This is a genomic window from Photobacterium angustum (assembly GCF_002954615.1).
Taxonomy (GTDB): Bacteria; Pseudomonadota; Gammaproteobacteria; order Enterobacterales; family Vibrionaceae; genus Photobacterium; species Photobacterium angustum_A.
The window spans coordinates 436,142-455,686 of sequence record NZ_MSCJ01000001.1 but is presented as its reverse complement, the minus strand read 5'-3'; the positions used below and the strand labels follow the sequence as shown (position 1 = coordinate 455,686).

20 protein-coding genes are annotated in these 19,545 nt (G+C 35.3%); 2 read left to right on the top strand and 18 right to left on the bottom strand.

Translation table 11 applies throughout. The features are described 5' to 3' along the window. Window positions 1–113 precede the first annotated feature (113 nt). The 12 genes from BTO08_RS01980 to BTO08_RS01925 all read right to left on the bottom strand — a co-directional run bounded on the left by BTO08_RS01980 (window position 114) and on the right by BTO08_RS01925 (window position 10,139). Window positions 114–1,289, bottom strand: coding sequence for a DegT/DnrJ/EryC1/StrS family aminotransferase (locus BTO08_RS01980; RefSeq protein WP_105059674.1), 1,176 nt, complete (start codon window positions 1,287–1,289; stop codon window positions 114–116). Then, window positions 1,283–1,954, bottom strand: a complete 672-nt coding sequence (locus BTO08_RS01975) for a sugar transferase (protein WP_105059673.1) — start codon at window positions 1,952–1,954, stop codon at window positions 1,283–1,285. Before BTO08_RS01975 ends, BTO08_RS01980 begins: the two co-directional genes overlap by 7 nt. Next, window positions 1,920–2,768: a glycosyltransferase gene (locus tag BTO08_RS01970; protein ID WP_105059672.1), complete on the bottom strand. Its 849-nt coding sequence runs from the start codon at window positions 2,766–2,768 to the stop codon at window positions 1,920–1,922. The genes BTO08_RS01975 and BTO08_RS01970 overlap by 35 nt, the downstream gene beginning before the upstream one ends. A 31-nt stretch (window positions 2,769–2,799) precedes the next feature. Further along, window positions 2,800–3,645 carry a LicD family protein gene (locus BTO08_RS01965; protein WP_105059671.1) on the bottom strand — a complete coding sequence of 282 codons (846 nt, stop codon included), beginning with the start codon at window positions 3,643–3,645 and terminating at the stop codon, window positions 2,800–2,802. Between the two features lie 7 nt (window positions 3,646–3,652). Beyond that, window positions 3,653–4,264 carry an SDR family oxidoreductase gene (locus BTO08_RS01960; RefSeq protein WP_105059670.1) on the bottom strand — a complete coding sequence of 204 codons (612 nt, stop codon included), beginning with the start codon at window positions 4,262–4,264 and terminating at the stop codon, window positions 3,653–3,655. Next, complete coding sequence (locus BTO08_RS01955) at window positions 4,261–4,716, bottom strand: adenylyltransferase/cytidyltransferase family protein (protein WP_105059669.1); 456 nt, start codon at window positions 4,714–4,716, stop codon at window positions 4,261–4,263. The genes BTO08_RS01960 and BTO08_RS01955 overlap by 4 nt, the downstream gene beginning before the upstream one ends. Before the next feature lie 16 nt (window positions 4,717–4,732). Then, entirely contained in the window at window positions 4,733–5,605 is an 873-nt protein-coding gene (locus tag BTO08_RS01950; protein ID WP_105059668.1) for a glycosyltransferase family 2 protein, read from the bottom strand. A 69-nt stretch (window positions 5,606–5,674) separates the two neighbouring features. Further along, window positions 5,675–6,793, bottom strand: a complete 1,119-nt coding sequence (locus BTO08_RS01945) for a hypothetical protein (RefSeq protein WP_105059667.1) — start codon at window positions 6,791–6,793, stop codon at window positions 5,675–5,677. A gap of 24 nt (window positions 6,794–6,817) precedes the next feature. Next, window positions 6,818–8,083: an oligosaccharide flippase family protein gene (locus BTO08_RS01940; protein ID WP_198038398.1), complete on the bottom strand. Its 1,266-nt coding sequence runs from the start codon at window positions 8,081–8,083 to the stop codon at window positions 6,818–6,820. 170 nt (window positions 8,084–8,253) lie between these two features. Then, on the bottom strand, window positions 8,254–9,294 hold the full coding sequence (locus BTO08_RS01935) for a Wzz/FepE/Etk N-terminal domain-containing protein (protein ID WP_105059665.1): 1,041 nt from the start codon (window positions 9,292–9,294) through the stop codon (window positions 8,254–8,256). 18 nt (window positions 9,295–9,312) lie between these two features. Beyond that, window positions 9,313–9,573, bottom strand: coding sequence for a YfcL family protein (locus BTO08_RS01930; protein WP_105059664.1), 261 nt, complete (start codon window positions 9,571–9,573; stop codon window positions 9,313–9,315). Between the two features lie 32 nt (window positions 9,574–9,605). Beyond that, a complete protein-coding gene (locus tag BTO08_RS01925) occupies window positions 9,606–10,139 on the bottom strand; it encodes an elongation factor P hydroxylase (protein ID WP_105059663.1) in 534 nt (177 codons plus the stop codon). Between the two features lie 313 nt (window positions 10,140–10,452). On the opposite strand from BTO08_RS01925, the gene BTO08_RS01920 reads away from it, so the two are divergent. Continuing rightward, entirely contained in the window at window positions 10,453–11,073 is a 621-nt protein-coding gene (locus tag BTO08_RS01920) for a trimeric intracellular cation channel family protein (RefSeq protein WP_105059662.1), read from the top strand. An 84-nt stretch (window positions 11,074–11,157) separates the two neighbouring features. Here the strand turns inward: BTO08_RS01920 and aroC are convergent, their stop codons facing one another. The 3 genes from aroC to manA form a co-directional block, all read right to left on the bottom strand. Beyond that, entirely contained in the window at window positions 11,158–12,243 is a 1,086-nt protein-coding gene (gene aroC, locus BTO08_RS01915; protein WP_105059661.1) for a chorismate synthase, read from the bottom strand. 182 nt (window positions 12,244–12,425) lie between these two features. Further along, entirely contained in the window at window positions 12,426–14,330 is a 1,905-nt protein-coding gene (locus tag BTO08_RS01910; RefSeq protein ID WP_105059660.1) for a PTS fructose transporter subunit IIABC, read from the bottom strand. A 405-nt stretch (window positions 14,331–14,735) separates the two neighbouring features. Then, the gene (gene manA / locus BTO08_RS01905; protein WP_105059659.1) at window positions 14,736–15,935 is read right to left on the bottom strand and encodes a mannose-6-phosphate isomerase, class I; all 1,200 of its coding nucleotides are present in this window, start codon (window positions 15,933–15,935) and stop codon (window positions 14,736–14,738) included. Between the two features lie 276 nt (window positions 15,936–16,211). Here manA and BTO08_RS01900 point away from each other — a divergent pair, with 276 nt between their 5' ends. Further along, complete coding sequence (locus BTO08_RS01900; protein ID WP_105059658.1) at window positions 16,212–17,078, top strand: helix-turn-helix transcriptional regulator; 867 nt, start codon at window positions 16,212–16,214, stop codon at window positions 17,076–17,078. Here BTO08_RS01900 and BTO08_RS01895 read toward each other — a convergent pair. The 3 genes from BTO08_RS01895 to rluF all read right to left on the bottom strand — a co-directional run bounded on the left by BTO08_RS01895 (window position 17,050) and on the right by rluF (window position 19,351). Continuing rightward, on the bottom strand, window positions 17,050–17,838 hold the full coding sequence (locus BTO08_RS01895; protein ID WP_105059657.1) for a PTS sugar transporter subunit IIA: 789 nt from the start codon (window positions 17,836–17,838) through the stop codon (window positions 17,050–17,052). The genes BTO08_RS01900 and BTO08_RS01895 overlap by 29 nt on opposite strands. Window positions 17,839–17,849: 11 nt before the next feature. Continuing rightward, the gene (locus BTO08_RS01890) at window positions 17,850–18,161 is read right to left on the bottom strand and encodes a PTS fructose transporter subunit IIB (RefSeq protein ID WP_045129776.1); all 312 of its coding nucleotides are present in this window, start codon (window positions 18,159–18,161) and stop codon (window positions 17,850–17,852) included. A 116-nt stretch (window positions 18,162–18,277) separates the two neighbouring features. Continuing rightward, window positions 18,278–19,351, bottom strand: coding sequence for a 23S rRNA pseudouridine(2604) synthase RluF (gene rluF / locus BTO08_RS01885; RefSeq protein ID WP_105059656.1), 1,074 nt, complete (start codon window positions 19,349–19,351; stop codon window positions 18,278–18,280). Window positions 19,352–19,545: the final 194 nt, after the last annotated feature.

Genomic DNA, 19,545 nt, shown 5'->3' with positions numbered 1-19,545 from the left:
AACCTCAAAGAACAACTCTAAATATTTGATAATACATTGTACACTAGCAAACATGATTAACTCAAAAAAGAAAAGCGGCACGTAGCCGCTTTAATATGATAAACATCTAATTCTTATATAGAAGCTTTATTCAATACATCTACCAATACACGACATGTTTTTTTAATTTCCTCATCCGTTAATGTTGGATGAACCAAAAACATTAGACTATTCTCACCAAGTTCTACTGCATTCTTCAAGCGTTCTTTGGGTCTCCAAGGAGTATTATCAAATGCTTTCTCTAAATAAACTTCTGAGCAACTTCCTTGATAGACAGGAACACCCTGCAGGTTAATCTCATCAACAATTTTGTCTCGAGTCCAACCTGCTTTTAAATTTTCTGGCTTGATAAACAAATAATGTTTATATTCTGCATGTTCAATATAGCTTGGTACCTCTACACAGCGGACAGCATTGAGTTCAGCAACAGCATTATCAATAGCTTTACCGTTAGCTTGACGTTTCGCTGTCCACTCAGCCATACGCTTCAATTGAATTCGACCTATTGCGGCCTGCATTTCAAGCATTCGCCAATTAGTACCGAAGCTTTCATGAAGCCAACGAAAACCTGCTTCATGCTTACGATGATAAATTGCATCATAACTCTTACCATGATCTTTATAAGACCACATACGATCCCATAACGTTTTATCATTCGTAGTTACCATGCCACCTTCACCACCAGTAGTCATAATCTTATCTTGGCAAAAAGACCATGCACCAACATGACCTATAGTACCAACACTACGACCTTTATACTTAGCACCATGGGCTTGGGCGCAATCTTCAATTACATACAAATTATGTTCTTCAGCTAAAGCCATAATTTCATCCATCTCTGCTGGCATCCCTGCAAGGTGAACAACAACAACCGCTTTAGTATTAGGTGTTAACACTGCCTTAATTGTTCCTGCCGTAATGTTTTGACTATTTAAATCCACATCAGCAAATACAGGATTAGCACCAGAAGTTACAATGCTTGATGCTGAAGCAAGAAAAGTACGTGATGTAACAATAACATCATCACCTTCACCAATATCCATAGCTTTTAAAGCAACATCTAAAGCTAAAGTACCATTACTTAAAGAAACGGCATATTTGGAATCAACCCATGCAGCAAACTCTTTTTCAAATTCGCGACATTCTGTACCTGTCCAATAATTTACTTTATTAGACAGTAGTACCTCACTGATAGCATTTGCTTCTTCTTGTGTAAATGAAGGCCAAGGAGAAAAAAAACCGTTTAACATTTGTATGACTCCAGTTTATCAATACATTCATGAGTTGACGTAAAAGGAATAATAGTTTCACTATAAATACTTTTACCAATAACTGTTTGAAGAATAATGTCAACATCCTTTATTATCGAAGCGTGTTCGGCATATTCTAAATTTATTTTAGTCTTCAATGGATACACAATTGAGTCATTAAAATTTTGAGGGTTTTCTGCTGATTGCAATAATTCCTCTTCATATTTAAAGTAAATTGTTGCTTTACCCGTTATACCTGGTTTAAATGATAAAACTTTACGTTCATTGCCAGTAAGCTTATCAGCATAACCTTCAACATCAGGGCGTGGCCCAACAAAACTCATCTGCCCCAAAAAAACATTTATTAATTGAGGTAACTCATCAATTTTTGTTTTTCGAAGTAATGCACCCACTTTAGTAATACGTTTCGTATTCAAAGCAGTAATAGAACTAAAATCACTTTTTGTGTCTGTCATAGTCTTGAGTTTAATAACATGAAAGACTTTACCATTAACACCGACTCTTTTCTGAAGAAAAAAACCATTAGATCTTGTGCTAATTGAAGATGCTATCCATCCAAATAATATAACAGGCCATAAAAAAATTAATCCAATAAAAGAAAAAAACAAATCAAATATTTTCTTTTTTGCTAGATACTGACTCAAAGTATTTTTTCCTTATTGCTTTATACAAGGGTGTAACAGAAAGAACAAAAAGAGACAAAGATAATAGGCAGTCTTTAAAACTACAGCCAAGGTCTAACTGCACACGAATTCGATCAATATAGTCGGAAAATGACTTCTTAAATCCAACTCTTCTCTTTTCTGTTTCTTCATTATAATTAAAGATATATAAAACGTCTTTTAAATTATGAAAAACAAATCCAGATTTGATAGCACTAAGCCACATTAATGTATCTTCATTTCTATCTGATATAATAGGATAAGACGGTACTAAGTCAAAAACACGCTTCCTAAAAACAACTGTAGGATGTGATATAGGATTTCTATATTTAAATTGTTTAACTATCTCTTTATGATATTCTGGATAAAAAATATCAACGCTTTCACTACTTTTAATCTCTAAATTCTTCTGTTCAACCGCACTACCTAAAATATCAACGTCCTGATTAAATAAAAAGAAATCATTAATAACTTCAAGACGATGTAATTTACTCTCATCATCAGCGTCCATTCTTACTAAAAAATCACCATTCATATTTTTTATTATAGAGTTTAAACCAACCGCTAATCCTTTATTTTCAGTTGATCTTATAATATTAATCTTTTTATTATCAGAAATATCATCTATAAACTCTATTAAATCATTTTTTTTAACTCCGTCTAAATATATAATTAATTCAAAATTTTGAAATGTTTGATTAATTATAGAGTTAATGCATCTCTCTAGTTGATTTCTTGAAACACCATCATAAATAGACAATCCTACAGTGAACATGAGTTTACTATTATCAGACATTATAGCTCCGCCTTATATTATGTTCTAAATATTATTGTTTCTTATGACGGTTGATCACACTATCATTTTTATAGTTAATTTCCATGACCTTCTCAATATGCTGAAAACGAGATTCGAGTGGAGGTAACTCCATATAATCACCATATCTTGTTTCTAAATATACTTCTTTTTTATTAGGCCCTGAAAAATAGTGGCCATCAAATAAACAATCTCTCTGAAATGGAAGTATATTTTCTGGTCCTGTTATTAAATCATCATATGGTGTGTCTACACCATAACCAATAAATTTACTATCACATTTGCTATTTTTTATTATAGATATCAATTTATTATTAATTTTATTCAATGCTACTTGGGGGAATAACTTCATAAAAAACAGCATTAATCTGAAATAAGGCGGCCTTTCATACATGGGGAATTTTGACTGCTGCTTAGCTAATAAAACCTTACCCCAGTACTTATTCATCAATTTACCAAAAAAGTTGTTTGGGTATAAATCTAAAGGAAATATATCAATAAATATACCGTATGGATTGAATTCAGGCATACCATTTGATACTTCACCGACTTCTTGGACCCGCGTATTTACATCAAAAATTTTTGCTGGCGTTGCTATTTTATAATATTGTTGATCATTAGTTGTGATTATAGATAAATCATTAGTATCTTTCCAACACCTAAGAAATTTCTCAAAATCCTCCCTAGGCATCGCGATGTCAAAATCATCATCCCAAGGTATAAAACCCTCATGTCGAGCTGAGCCTAATAAGGTTCCACCACATAGCATATAGTTGATATCGTTATCTTTACAAAAAGAATCTATAGTACTTGCAATCGTTATTATTTTTTTTTGTAAATTTTCTAATTCTGTTGACATTGTGACCTCAGCAAGATTCAAAACTTTTAACTAAAAGTTCATTTTTTCTGTAAAATATAATATCGCCAATATTATATTTATTATTTAAAATATCCTCTATCGGACTTATAGCTTGATCGATAGTCATAACATTGTCATTATTAATGTCAAGGCCATTTCTTATTTTTGTATCAATAGCTCCTGGACATAAAATATAAACATTGTACCCATCTTTATAAAGACAACCTGAATAACTTAAAACAGCAGCTTTAGATGCACAATAAGATGACCAATCTGAATATGTATTATATGCAGCAGTTGAAGCAATATTAATAACAATAGCACGAGGGTTATTTATTAATACCTTTCGTGATACCAAATAAGATCCAATTAAATTAACATTAATATCATTAATCCACAAACTTGGATCTGATTTACTAATTAAACTTGAATAAAGAGTTCCTGCACAATTAATTAAAACATCGTAACTTTTATTCGAAACAAAAGAATCTACACTATCAATTGAAGTAACATCCAATACATTTCTTATAGGTGCATCTATATTATAGTCTTTAGATAGTCGTTTGAATAATGATTTAGCAATATCACTATTCCCACCTGTAATTAGAATATTTTTCATTTAGTATCCGTTGGCTCGGGAATCGGGTGATCATCAATATCTTTTAACATTTCAGTATATTGACTATAGATTTTTTGTTTAAGAGAAGAAGAACTTATTCCTTTACCGTATGGAAAATAAAACACTTTGACATTCTTTTTTCGTAAATAATCATACTTGCCAACCCAATCATCACCAATAACAAATATATCAATATTTAAATTTTCAACTGTTTTGTTATGATCTAAAGTATGTTGAGGTATAACAACATCTGGGGACTTTAACCCCTCAATGATTGAAATTCTCTCTTCAAATGGAATTGTAGGTGGCTTTTTATAAGAGCAAACTAGTTCATCAGTACTTACTCCAACAATAAGCCGATCCCCTAACCCCTTGGCATAATTTATCATTTTCAAATGATTACTATGAAATAAATCAAAAGTTCCAGACACATAAACAATCGTATCACTCATTATAGTTCCCTTATAGTTATACAAATTTTTTAAATTTCTTTAGAAGAATAGTAGGTAACAGTAAAGCTATTCCATATATACTAATTTTATATTTTAATGACTTAATCAAGTATTTATATTTAATAAACTCTGAAGTAGATGAAGCAGACATAGCAACTCTTAAATAACGATTAGATAAGAACTCTCTTGATATATTATATTCATTTAAGTCAGTTATATACTTTTTATACATATACTCACCAGCAACTAAATATCTGTCATATTTTGAACTTATTTGATTACTAGTATCATGAATTGTATAAATTAAATTTGATTGATTATCATTCCCAATTTTTCCAATTTTAGAGACTCTAATCCACGTATCATAGTCTTGAAGAGCTGATAATTTTTCATCAAATAGACCAGCATTAAAAATTGCATCTCTCCGAACTGCTACGCAAGATGTTGAACCAATTAAATTACCTTTTGCTAATAACTTAATATTAGTAATTTCTTCAGAATATGGTTTTTTTTCTCTCATCACTGTGTCTAAATTTGAACTATTTACAAATTTAACACCAGTAAAAGCAAGTACAATATCAGGATTATCAAAAACTTTAAGTCTTTCAGAAATTGAATTTGGAGTTAAAGCATCGTCGTCATCAAGAAAAAAGATATAATCGCCCGAAGATAATTCTATACCTTGATTTCTAGCTCTATTCCCACCTAAAGATTGAGGGTTATTTATAATTTTAAATTGAATCTTATCATGTTTAAATGAGGTTACTGCTTTACCTCCATCATTTACTATAATAATTTCATCTGGAAGCATTTCATTATTAAAGATCGAATTTATAGCTCTTTCTAGAAAATCTTTCCTATCTTTAGTTGTAATAACTACTGAAATCACATTAACTCCTAATTCCTATTTGACGTTAATCTAGATTAATATTTCCGTATAATTAAATATAATAAAAGATTAATCATGTTCCTTAATTGTAACTAAATTATAAACATTATACCCAATTATAAAAAACACAATACACATTATATTATATTGGCCATCAAAAGCTAAATCTTGAGACAATGCTAATATATAAATAATGAATAACAAACCAAAGGTTTTTATGCCTTTATACAGTTTATTATAAACGATTATTACAGTTGTTGATAATAGTATAAATACCCAGTAAAACATTGTTGTGAAACCAGCTACTCTTATTATATCAAGGAACATATTATGGAACCAACTACCAGAATATGTATGAGAGAGTACTTTCAAACCACCAAAAGGAAAATCCCACATATGACTAAATCCATATGTGTACATGCCAAATCTGGAGCTTTGCAACCCTCTCGATGCAAACCCTCCAACATCAAGAACGTCACCAAAATTGATATTTGATGTTAAATATACAATAAGTAATATTGGTAAAACTATTGATATTGAATAAATGACTAATTTAGAGAACCTTAAGGTAATATAGATAAGTATTAAAAATAGAGAAGCTCTCGAACCTAAATATATACCAGATAAATATAAAATAGATACAATAAGTACAATATTGAAGAGCTTATTTTTTCCTTTCATCTGATTTATATCAACTAATGAAATAGCACTTAATGTTCCAAGTAGAGCAATTAGAGGCGAATTTATTTCTTCATTAATAAATGGATTATATATATCATTATATCCTACAAAACCATTATAATAACTATAAATTACAATTGAATAATAATATATCAAGCTTAATATCAAAAACTTTTCTAAAATTTTAAATTCATTATCACGAAATGCAGGGAGTAAAAAGAATAAAAAACCAGAACTAATAAATAACATTTGTTTTAATATAAACTTATCAATACTATCGGTTAGCACACCGTTATTTATACCAAAAAACAAATAAAAAATAAAAAATAAAAACACAAAAAATATCGAAGTTATAAATCTTCGATTATATTTAAACTTCTTAAATATAAAAACAATAGAAAGCAGTGATAACAATATCGTTAATGCATACAACCTAAATGAAATAGAAAATATAGCAAATAATATTATTAAACTTAGTGTTCTATCATAGAATTTTTTTTCAATCATAATATACCTAAAAAAAACAATAAATTATTTTATCATTTTTATATATGAAAATCCGTTTAATAATTTCAACTGACTATACATGATCGGCTTACAATTATAATAATTAATAAATGTTGCTGACATAAATTCAACAATTAATATACTTATTGCTGAGCCTTTAATTCCATAATTAATAGTCAAAAAGTAAGATAGCGGTACAGAGACAAATGAAACAAATATAGTTTTAAATAATAAAAACTTATACTCTCCGATTGAAGATATAACTCTATTATTAAGATAACCGACACAAGAGAATATACCTGATACAGCAATTATCCATATGATGCTAGATGCTTGCATAAAATTATCACCATATGTATGTTCTACTATAAAATCTGAGAAGAAAAAGAATAAAATGATAAAAGGTATTGATACCGCTATTACAATCAAAATAATAAAAGATATACCTTTTATTTTTAGATCGTTTGTATTTTTAATTATCTTTGTTAAAAAAGACATTATTATTGCATTAGGAATAAACAACCAAACTAATCCTAATTGTAATGCTATTGAGAAATATCCTAAAGATTCATCACCTAATGTATATTGAATAACAAAATTATTTACTTTGGTATAAATAACGATTGATAAAGCGGATAGTACTAAAGACGATCCCGTTTTTATTGTATATCTTACATATGCTTTTTTATCTACTCTATTTTTCTTTTTTGTTGTTACTTTTTTTCTAAAGTAGAAAAACCTTATTAAGAAAGTTAATAATGGTTGTAATAAAAATACTATTGAAAACCATGCAAAGTCAATTTCGTAGTATACAAATAAATATCTTAAAATAAAAACTATTGCAAATGATATTTGTGAAGATATCGCATTAATTTTTGATTTTAAAGTTGCATTATAATAGTACTGATAAGTATCTAAACCTGTAAATAAAGCTGAAAAAACTATAACAGATGAAACTATAAAGTCATCTTGGTTGTGAATGTGTGTTGATAAAAATAATATAGAGAAGAAATAAAATATAAAAAATAGTATTATTCTTAATTTAAATGTACTTTCAATCAGATTAATAGCACTTTTTTTATTCCTTGCAGCCCGATTATAAATACTATGGTTAGCTCCAAGTTCAATTAGTGCTATTAGTACAGAACTTATAGATAATGCATATGTAACAACACCCAGTTTCGAAGGTCCAAGATATTTACCAACGTACACTGATATGATGAAACTTCCGAGAAGAAATAAAGCTCTATCTGTCACCAACCACGCACTATTAAATAAAAATTTTTTCATTACTATACTTTTATTTGATTTTAAATATGAACTAACTTCAAGCATTAAATAAGATAGACGGTAGCGTTTTTAAACACGCTACCGCCCACAGGTTATAAGCTATTACCAGTTAGCTAAATCAACAACTTTTTTGAATATACGCAATAAATATCAGTCTTCTGACATCTATTTTATTTACTCAATTTCCCTCGTAGTAAAACAAAAATCATGCTAATCATTAAACCAAATATAAAACTCAATGCGATAATTAACCCTCTCATAGGCTTACTTCTATCAATTGGTAGAGAGATTTTTTGTAAATACCGAACACTTTGTAAATTAGCGTCTTTATTTAAACGAACAGCATTAACTAAATCCGATCTGACTTTTGCAGTACTTAAACTAGGGTCAATAATGCTTAGATCTTTTATTTGACTTAGAATTTTACTCTTTTCAGCCAATGCTTCACTTCCAAGATCGATTCCGAATAATTGATTAGAGCTCATTTCAGCCATCGGCTTTAAAGCATTTGCGGACTTAGCAATATCTAGGGCATAATTTGTTTTAACTTCTTCATTATAAAGCTTTTTCTTTGCAATACTTTCTTGAACAAGTAAATTTTGTGAATACAGCTTTTGGTTGAATCTAATTTTAGCATTCAACTCTTCTAATACTTCATCTCTGACTTTATTTGAAACAAACTCAGAGTAAGATTCTAATAAATCGTATGCTAATTTAGGCGTTGTTGCTTTAAAGCTAAGTTCGAATAAATTCGAGCTATTTTTTTTATCTTCACGTGCTGAAATATTCTTAGACCATTTGTTAATAAATCTATTTTTGTTATTATTTTCTCCATCAGAATAATATTGCTTCATTATTTCATTATTACTGATAAACTCTTTTTTATTATCAAATGCATTAAATTCTGTAATATATGCCTTAAATAGCGCTTCTCTAGTAAGCACTTGATTTATTTTAGAATCATCATTTACTACAGTGTATAGATTTATTAACTCCTCTTTAATATTAGCATTACTCGTATATTGAACTTCCGTAACAATAGCTTGCGATGTCCACCATTGTTGAGCTGTAAAAGCATAAACAATAGCAATAAGAGTAAATACAGACGTACATACTGTAATAATTAACTTACTGTTCCAAAGAATTTTTAAAAAGTCAACCAACCCAATATCTTCATTCGTTGCTCTATCTGTCACTTTGATATCTTTCATTTTCACACAACTTAAATATTAAACTAAAATTTTTTGCCACATTTGGCACACAAGAACATAATCTGATGGCGAAAGCTCACTTTTTGCATCAGCAATGCTTTGTTCGACTCTTTCCTTCATCGCTAATATTTGTAATTCATTTTCTGATTCACAATAAGCAGCCGCTAATGAAATATGCCCACGCAGATACCCACCAGCAAACAACTCATCGTCTGTTGCAGTGTCGATTCCATCGTCGATAAGCTCAAGCAGCTTTTCTTCGTATTCTTGAATTGTCATTTCCTACCTTATATACAACCCATTTCATTCTTTCAAATGGGTTGTATGAAATTCTGTTCTGTTAACTGTTTGATACTATAAAAAGATCGAAACGCATCAGATAGCATTTTAGCTCGCTCTGGTATTCCGTATTCTAAATAGGTCAGTACTTGCTCACGAACTTTTAACGTGAACGCTACCCTATCAGGCTCGCAGTCACCACTCAAGTTGTCACAACTTACTTGGAATTTAAATCCGCAACTTGCTGATAAAATCCACTCTATGGCCTGTGGCTTGATCTCTACTTTTTCGAACGCTGCTTGAACTGCCTCGGAGCGTCCATCTGGTTCATACCAATAACCATAATCTTCTAATTTGCGTCGTTCAGTACCTGCGATACACCAGTGTGCTAACTCGTGCATTGCCGAGGCAAAATAGCCACGGGCAAAAATTATCTGATTATGCTGTCGCTTACTAGAAGCAGGCAGATAAATTGGCTCATCACCGCCTAGAAGTAACTCTGTATTGAGACCATCTAAAAATAACCCATTGAAAATAAAGATTAAGTCGTTGTAATCATGCCTCATAGTAATGCTAACTTCTGAAATACATAACTTATCGATTATACAATGCAGTGAATGTAAGTGCGAATATTCTTAAGATAACAGACCATGACAAATGTCATGTTCTTGTCTTTTTATAAAGACATACTTTTTTGCTTACTTTTCAATCAACTACTTTCATCAATAAACGAATACGCCTCTCGATTCATATCAAACCTAAAAACTCATCTATTAATTTAGGATGAATTAAATTCATGCTAAATTATTTTCTTTTCATTAGAAGTAGATGACTATCACAAATACAATCAGTTCAATTTATTTTAGGACGATTGTTATCATGCTGCTTTCAATTTTATACATTATTGGCATTACTGCAGAAGCAATGACCGGTGCGTTAGCAGCAGGTAAACGCCACATGGATTGGTTTGGGGTAATGCTAGTTGCAAGTGCTACTGCGATTGGTGGCGGTACAGTGAGAGATATTTTACTCGGTCACTACCCTTTAGGTTGGGTTGCACACCCACAATACTTGGTCATCACCTGTGTTGCAGGGATCTTAACTACCTACTTTGCGCGCTGGGTTGTACGTTTTCATAAAGTGTTTATCTTGCTCGATGCTATCGGCTTAATCGTTTTTAGCATTATTGGATGTCAAGTAGCGATGACAATGGGGCTTTCTCCAATTATTTGTGTCGTTGCGGCAGTTGTGACAGGCGTATTTGGTGGTTTGCTACGTGATATGATCACTCGTCGTAAACCTATGGTGCTACATAAAGAGCTTTATGCATCGGTCGCATTCATAGCAGGTATTATGTACTACGCCATGTCGTATATAGGTGTCCATCCTGATATCACCACGCTTATTACTTTAATTACAGGTTTTAGCCTACGCATGGCCGCAGTCTATTTTAGCTGGAGCTTACCTGTGTTTGAGTTTAAAGAAGAATCCTTTCACTAAAGCTCAAGGTCTTATTACCAGATAAAGCAAAGCCACGCTGAGTACATCAAGGCGTGGCTTATTTATATCTCAGTTTTATAGTGATTAAATCTTCGGTGTATAGGTAACGACATCTGCGTTTTGACCGCGATGGCGTAATAGATGATCCATTAAAGTAATCGCTAACATCGCTTCAGCAATGGGTACTGCACGAATGCCAACACATGGATCGTGGCGACCTTTAGTGACAACTTCAGCAGTCTCACCCTGCTTAGTAATAGTTTCACCCGGAACCGTAATACTTGATGTTGGCTTAAGGGCAATATGTGCCACAACATCTTGACCAGATGAAATCCCCCCTAAAATGCCACCAGCATGATTAGTTTTAAATCCTTCCGGTGTCATCGCATCACGGTGTTCGCTTCCACGCTGTTCAACCACATCAAAGCCATCACCAACTTCCACACCTTTTACCGCATTAATACTCATTAAAGAGTGCGCAATATCGGCATCCAAACGATCAAAAACGGGCTCACCTAAACCAACAGGGACATTTTGCGCAACCACGGTAATTTTCGCACCGACAGAGTCACCTTCTTTTTTTAACTTACGGATCAATTCATCGTAAGCTTCAACTTTATCAACATCAGGGCAGAAAAAGGCGTTTTGCTCAATTTGATCCCAATCAACCTTATCAATTTTCACATCACCCATTTGTGATAGGTAAGCGCGTACTTCAATACCATGTACTTGTTTTAAGTATTTCTTTGCCACTGAGCCAGCAGCAACACGCATTGCCGTCTCACGAGCAGATGAGCGACCACCACCACGGTAATCACGTACCCCGTATTTTTGATGATAAGTGTAATCAGCATGCCCTGGACGGAATAAGTCTTGAATATTTGAGTAATCTTTAGAGCGTTGATCGGTATTTTCAATTAATAAACCGATAGATGTACCAGTTGTCACACCTTCAAACACACCTGATAGAATTTTCACTTCATCGGGTTCGCGACGTTGCGTGGTATATTTTGATGTTCCCGGACGACGGCGATCCAAATCATGCTGCATATCAGCTTCAGTTAATGCGAGTCCCGGTGGGCAGCCATCAATAATACAGCCCAGCGCCAAGCCATGGCTTTCGCCAAATGTGGTGACGCGAAATAGTTGTCCAATCGTATTTCCTGCCATTACTTCCTCTGTGATATCTCTATGCTTACATGCATCTTTAATTTTACTAATACTGACATAGTGCAAAGTTGTCCAATAGATTGCAAGAACAAGTGTGCAAATTGCCGCCAGTGCCGTCTTTCAGAAACAAAAAAGCGACAGGCTTTCACCCATCGCTTTTATTTAGCTATTTAAATTAGAGATTAAGCAGTTGCTAATACTCGTTCAGCCTTCGCTTTACGTACTTTCTTAAGTGTTACCGCAACAAGAGCAGTAACAACCATACCTGATGCCATACATAGAAGGGCAAGAACTGGTTTGTTCATCGCACCAAGCAATGCCACCACGGGACCACCGTGTGCCACACTGTTGGTAATACCAAAAGAGAACGCCATCACTGCTGCAACCATACTACCTAGCACGTTTGCTGGAATCACAGACAGCGGATCTTGTGCAGCAAATGGAATTGCACCTTCAGAGATACCTACTAAGCCCATTGCACCTGCAGCTTTACCTGCTTCAATTTCTGATTGCTCAAAGATATTTAACTTACGACCAAGTACCGTTGCTAACCCCATACCTAAAGGAGCGACTGGAATTGCACATGCCATAGCACCCATGAATTGTGTTTGACCATTTGCAATCATACCGACAGAGAACAAGAACGCGACTTTGTTAAAAGGACCGCCCATATCAAAGCCAGCCATACCACCCAGTACAATACCGAGTAATACTACGTTACCTGTGCTCATTTCAGTAAGCATGCTATTCATGCTATCCATCAATCCAGCGATTGGCGCACCAATAACGAAGATAAATAAGCTAGCAATAAACAAGGTACCCGTAATTGGCGCAATAAGAATCGGCACTAATGGCTGTACCATCTTATGGTAATTACGTGTTGCAACCCAGCGAACGAAGTAACCCACTAGCAAGCCTGCAACTATGGCACCAATAAAGCCAGTACCCGCACTTGCATCATAGAAAGAACCATTATTGGCAATCCAACCACCGATGAAACCTGGTGCTAACGCAGGACGATCACCAATCGCAAAAGCAATGTAACCCGCAAGAATTGGGATCATTAAGGTAAATGCAACAACACCAACATCGAGCACTTTTTGCCATAGACTACCCGCAGGAATTTGCATACCAGCATCAGTTGGTTGACCACCAATAGCCAGTGATAGTGCAATTAACAAACCACCTGTAACCACAAACGGGATCATGTGCGATACACCGTTCATCAAATAGCGATATAAGTTCGAACGGGTTTGCGCGACTTTGCTTTCGCTAGAGTCAGAAGTATCATCACCATCAGCTTCATAAGCTTTCGCTACTAACACTTGTTGAATAAGACCTTTGGCATCTTTAATTGGCGCTTTTACGCCAGTTTTAATCAGTTTTTTACCGGCAAAGCGAGCCATGTCTACTTGCTTATCACAGCTAACCACAATCGCTTCTGCACGAGCAATTTCTTCAGCTGTTGGGGAGTTCTTGACACCAATTGAGCCATTGGTTTCTACTTTTACTTCATAGCCAAGCTCTGCACCTGCTTTTTCCAATGCTTCAGCTGCAAGGTAAGTGTGAGCAACGCCAGCTGGACAACCGGTTACACCAATTATCAAACCTTTCGTTTGCTCTTGCGTGACAACTTGCTCTTTTTCTTCAAGTAATAAAGCTAAGGCTTCTTTTTCTGTTTTAGCAGCTAAGAATTTCTCAACAAAGCCATCTTCAATCAACTTTGAAGAAAGTTCAGCTAAGACTTCAATATGATGGTTATCGCCGTTATCAGGTGATGCAATCATGAAAAAAAGTTGTGATGGTTTGCCATCTTCTGCACCGTATTCGATACCGTTACGGCTAACGCCAATCGCGACCGCAGGTTGTGCAACGGCTGCACTTTTCGCATGAGGGATAGCGATCCCTTCTTCAAATCCTGTATTGCCTAATTCTTCACGTGCTTTTACATCAGCAATGAATTGCGTTTTATCAGCCACGCGCCCTTGCGCTGCTAATATTTCAGCCATTTCATTAAACACGTCATCTTTGGTTTTCGCCTTAAGATTAAGGTTAATTAAGCTTTCGTTGATCAAGGAAGTGATCATGTTCTATCCCCAAGAATTATTTTTATCGCCCATCACACTTAATTTGATGGATTTGAGTATGGGAATATTGTCTAGTGTTTGGCAGCTTCAAAATAGAGCATAAAAAAGGCTTTAGCTGGATAAATGTAACCTAACAATAAGGATGTGAACTATCACACACTTTGTTTGAACATAAAAAAACGAACAAACCCAATAATAAAGACGTTATTTATCATAACTTTAAATAAAATCAGAAGTTAAAAAACATACTACAGTCTGTAACGCTAAATTTTCAATAACTAGAAATAACACACATTCGATATTCAATCTCAGCCTACTTTTAGTGAAATACTTCACACTATCAAAAACAAAAAAAGCGACAGAATATTCTGTCGCTTTAAATCAGTGCTAAGACGTTAGATCTGCTTAGTTGTAGGCGCGGGCAAATGTACCAACACAAGTTACTTGATACTGCTCAGTATAAGCGGGAATAAATACAGACTGACCTTTCTCTATCACGACACTATCACCATTACTATGGATCAATGTTACTGGTGCATCAATGGCAAAGACAATTTCAGCACTATTCACAGTAAGACTAATGTTATCTACTTGCTTATAAACACTGAACTTAAAATCAGGAACTGGGATAGCATAATGTAAACCGTTTTCTGCTTGTGTTGGGGCTAACAACAATGAATCAAACGCCATTGGCGTGAAATAGGTGTTTGCAACGAGCTCAGGTACATCCATGTATTTTGGCGTTAAACCAGCGCGCAATACATTATCGGAGTTCGCCATGATCTCTAAACCTGTACCTTTAATGTAGGCATGTGGCGTACAGGCACTAAGGAACATCGCCTCACCCGGTTGAAGGGTTAATACATTTAACATTAACGGCGCAAATAAACCGATATCACCAGGATATTGTTCAGCTAAATCTAATAATAAAGCAAACAATGGCAGATCTTTATGTGCTTCACTGTAAGCCAATAATGCGTTTACCGCTGAAGCTTTTTGCTCACCTTCTAGCGATAACATTGCAGTAAAGAAATCCCGCAAACCTACTTCCGTTTGATTGGCATTAAATGCAGCAACTAACTCACTAATAGCCGTAATTTCAAGTGCATTAAACTGCGCAGCAATGTCTTCAATTTGGCGGAAACCATTCATCGCTTGGTACGATGTTAACGCAAAGACTAACTCTGGCTTGTGGTTTGGATCTTTGTAATTACGGTTCGCCGCATTACGAGCAATGCCCATTTGCTCTTCTTTCGCAAACCCTACTTCTGCTTGCTGCTTATTTGGATGAACCTGAATAGACAGTGCTTTTTCTGCCGCTAACACTTTAAATAAATACGGCAGCTCACCAAATTGTTGCTGGGTTTGCGCACCGATGATCGCATTAGGATCCGTTGCAATAAAGTCAGACAGCTTTACCGCTTTTCCCTGGGCTTCAATTTCAGAGCAGCCATTCGCATGAGCGCCCATCCATAATTCAGCTTGTGGCTTAGCATCAGGATTCACGATACCAAACAAAGATTCAATCGAGGTTTTACTTCCCCATGCATAATCTTGAATCACGTTATTCATTTTAAAAAACACAGAACGGTGAATACCAGCCATATTAATTCCTAAATTTATTATCGTTGTGCATCGATGAAATCGTATTCCACTTAGCAAATCTAAAAAGAACGAAGGGGAATGCCATTTAAGCAATGCTAAATGTTACATAAGTCAAAAAGTGGTACATCAATCAGGTCACCATAAGCCCTTATTCGATACAATCCATTAAATGAGTTATGTTTTACAAAATATTGCGCTGCACTATAACAAAAACAGCCATAAATATTTATTGCTAACTCACAATACCTCACAACATTGGGTGACTTAACGCAAATTATGGATACCGTATTTCTTAATCTTATTGATTCTATTCTCGAAGAGCGAGAAAGCTTTAACCATATTTGGTTTGCTAATGATCACAGCACACCACCGCAATTTAGTTATCAAGTGAATTTTCCTCGTCTTGAATTGGTACTTAAAGGCGAGTATGTGAATCAATTAGAAGACGGTGAGTATGGCATTCGAGATGTTAACTTGATGCTGGGTGATGCTCTGTATATTCCACCGAACTGTTGGAATAAACCCAATTGGGATACGGAATGCTCGGTATTGAGCCTGTTATTTGGTAAAAGACAAATTGGTTTTAGTTTAGTCAGCAAAAGCAAAGACAATCCTCACTTTTTTGATGTGCAAAAACACTCAATCCAAGCTGCAACAGGACATGCTATTGATCCTATTTTATCGGCATTGAATATGCTGGCAAAAGAACCAATGAAAAAACCAATGGATGAACACCTCTTGTTGGCACTCCTTAGTTATAGCCGCTCTATGCTCAATACCCCAGATAAAGTGAAAAAGAATCGTTGTGAAGATCTCTATCAAGGGATCTGTATTTATATTCAAGAAAACTTTCACCGCGCGATCAGCCGAGAATCTATTGCTCATCGCTTTAATATTACCCCGAACCACCTATCACGTTTGTTCAGACAACAAGGACATATGCGATTAGCAGATTACATCTGTTGGGTACGGCTTGAGCGCGCAAAATTTATGCTCAAGAAATACAATTTTCGTTTAGCGGAAGTAGCAACCCGATGCGGGTTTCAAGATATGAATTACTTTTGTCGAGTATTTAAAAACAAAACAGGTCGTACACCAACTGAATATCGCAGCCTTAATCAGACGCTAGCATCGCCTCAATGATCAGCGCTTGTATAACATTACTATCAGATGCTTGGCGCAAAGCATCTGCAAAACGATCTTGTAGTAGTTGCTTTGAAAACCGAGAAAAAGCCATTAGCACAGAACGCGATAAGGGCTTAGGTAATACCATCATTAATACTTTACTTACATCTTCTCGTGCGCTGTGCCAATCCATTTTCTGACAACAGTAAATGACAATTGCAGGCTGAGTAATCGGTTCTATCATCACATGGGGCATCGCAATACCATTACCCATCACAGTCGCAGAAATACTTTCACGCTTTTCTATCGCAACTAACACTTCTTGATAGTCATCGACTTTAATCACCTTTTCATCCACCAGCGAGCGTGTCATCGTTGCTAATAATTGTGCTTTATTATTATCAGCCTGAATCTGTTTCGGCGTGATAAAAGACAGAGGGAAATCCAGCATTGCCATACGCTGTTTTAAAATACGATTTCCCCTACTATCGCTCGATGGCAATAATAACGGACAAGCGTATTCGTGAATAAAATCAGTCAGCACCAATAGGGCTAATTCAGAATCCACGCCTGTGATAACAAGCTGGCACAATTGATAAGGTTTACTTGCAAGTGTTGAAACACGCAGAGGCTTGGTTACCGATTCAGATCGTAACAATTGCAAGTTAAACACCTGCACATCGGAAGTAAAATAGCTGGCGAGCTTTTTCAATTTGTCTAACTGAAAAAGAGGTAATCCAGTGTGACCACAATAGAACGTAAGGCGTCTTTCCAACATCGTAATGCCTGCTATTGGGTAATTAATTGCTGGCAGCGTTTTAGTACAGCTTCTGGATCAATCAAGACCTCTTCAATGGTAACACAATGGATTTTACTACCAGTGAATCGGCTACGCTGCTCTACTTCAATATCTGAAGCTATCAAGGTTAAATCTGCTTTAGCAATATCTTGCAGTGTTAACTGATCTTCAATCCCCATCGCACCTTGCGTTTCAACGTGGATCTGAATTCCCATTTTATGGGCTGTTTTATTTAGCGCATCTGCTGCCATGTAAGTATGGGCGATCCCCGTAGGACAAGCTGTTACAGCAACAATTTTCATGCTATTTCCTTATTTACACATCGAATTACGCACCAATAAAAACGCCCTTTAAACTATCCACTCTGTCTAGAGAGCGTATAAGAAACTAAAGGGCGTTATTTATCTATTTGAGTGTATTAATCTTCTCTTTTAGATTTCCACTTTTTGATGCCAGTACTTTTACCACCAAAACTTGGTTTTGAATCACGATCTGAAGTACGCGCTGGACGACGATTATCATTACGTCCCTGACCACGCTGTTGGCGCGATTCACCGCCTTCTTCATTGCGGCGATTTTGACGCTGCCCACCAGGACGACGAGTAAATTCACCCGTACCACTGTAGGTTTTAAACGCTTTTTCTTGAGCACGCTTTTCATTACGCGCCTCTTGCTGGCGGTGATCGTAAAGTTTCGCATCGGTGGCTTTAGCAATTTTACGACCTTCAGCATCAACTTTTGATGCTTCTTCAGTACCTGATGATTGTGCAATTAAACGGTTAATTTCACCGATTTCATCATCAGTTAAGTAACGCCACTTACCATTAGGTAAACCGTCAATCGTGATGTTCATAATACGTACTCGGCGAAGCTTATACACTTCATAACCAAGCGCTTCACACATACGACGGATCTGACGGTTCAAACCTTGAGTTAACACAATACGGAAAGAGAAATTCGTTTCTTTCGTTACCTTACAAGGCAAGGTTACCGTATCTAAGATCTCAACACCTGACGCCATTTTTTCTAGGAATTCTGGCGTGATAACTTTATCAACACGGACTACGTATTCTTTTTCATGAGAGTTACCCGCACGTAGGATCTTATTAACGATGTCGCCATCATTCGTTAAGAAGATCAAGCCATCTGATGGCTTATCTAAACGACCAATAGGGAAAATACGCTTGCGGTGACCAATAAAATCAACGATGTTACCTTCGATATGACGTTCAGTTGTACAGGTGATCCCAGTTGGCTTATTGAGCGCGATATAAATTGGACGTTCTTTGCTACGAAGTGGCTTATCATCAATAAGCACATCATCGTTATTCATTACTCGTACGCCCATCTCTGGTTTTTGACCATTAATAGTGACGCGTCCCTGATCAATCAGCTTGTCCGCCTCACGGCGTGAGCAATAGCCTGTATCACTAATGAATTTATTAAGACGAACCCCTTTTGGGCTCTGCTGTTCAGTTGGATTCTGTGACATGGTTTTCTTCTATAAAGGGCTTTAGGACGATCAGGGTAAAAAACTGCAAACGTGCAGTTTAATTACTCGATAGTTATCTATGCAGAAGTTTAACTGATTGCTCACTAAAGAGGTAGTCGCCGTAAGCTTGCGCCGATAAAAAGGTAAATAAAAAGGCGATAAGGTTTGTCCTTATCGCCTCTTATTAAGCTAAC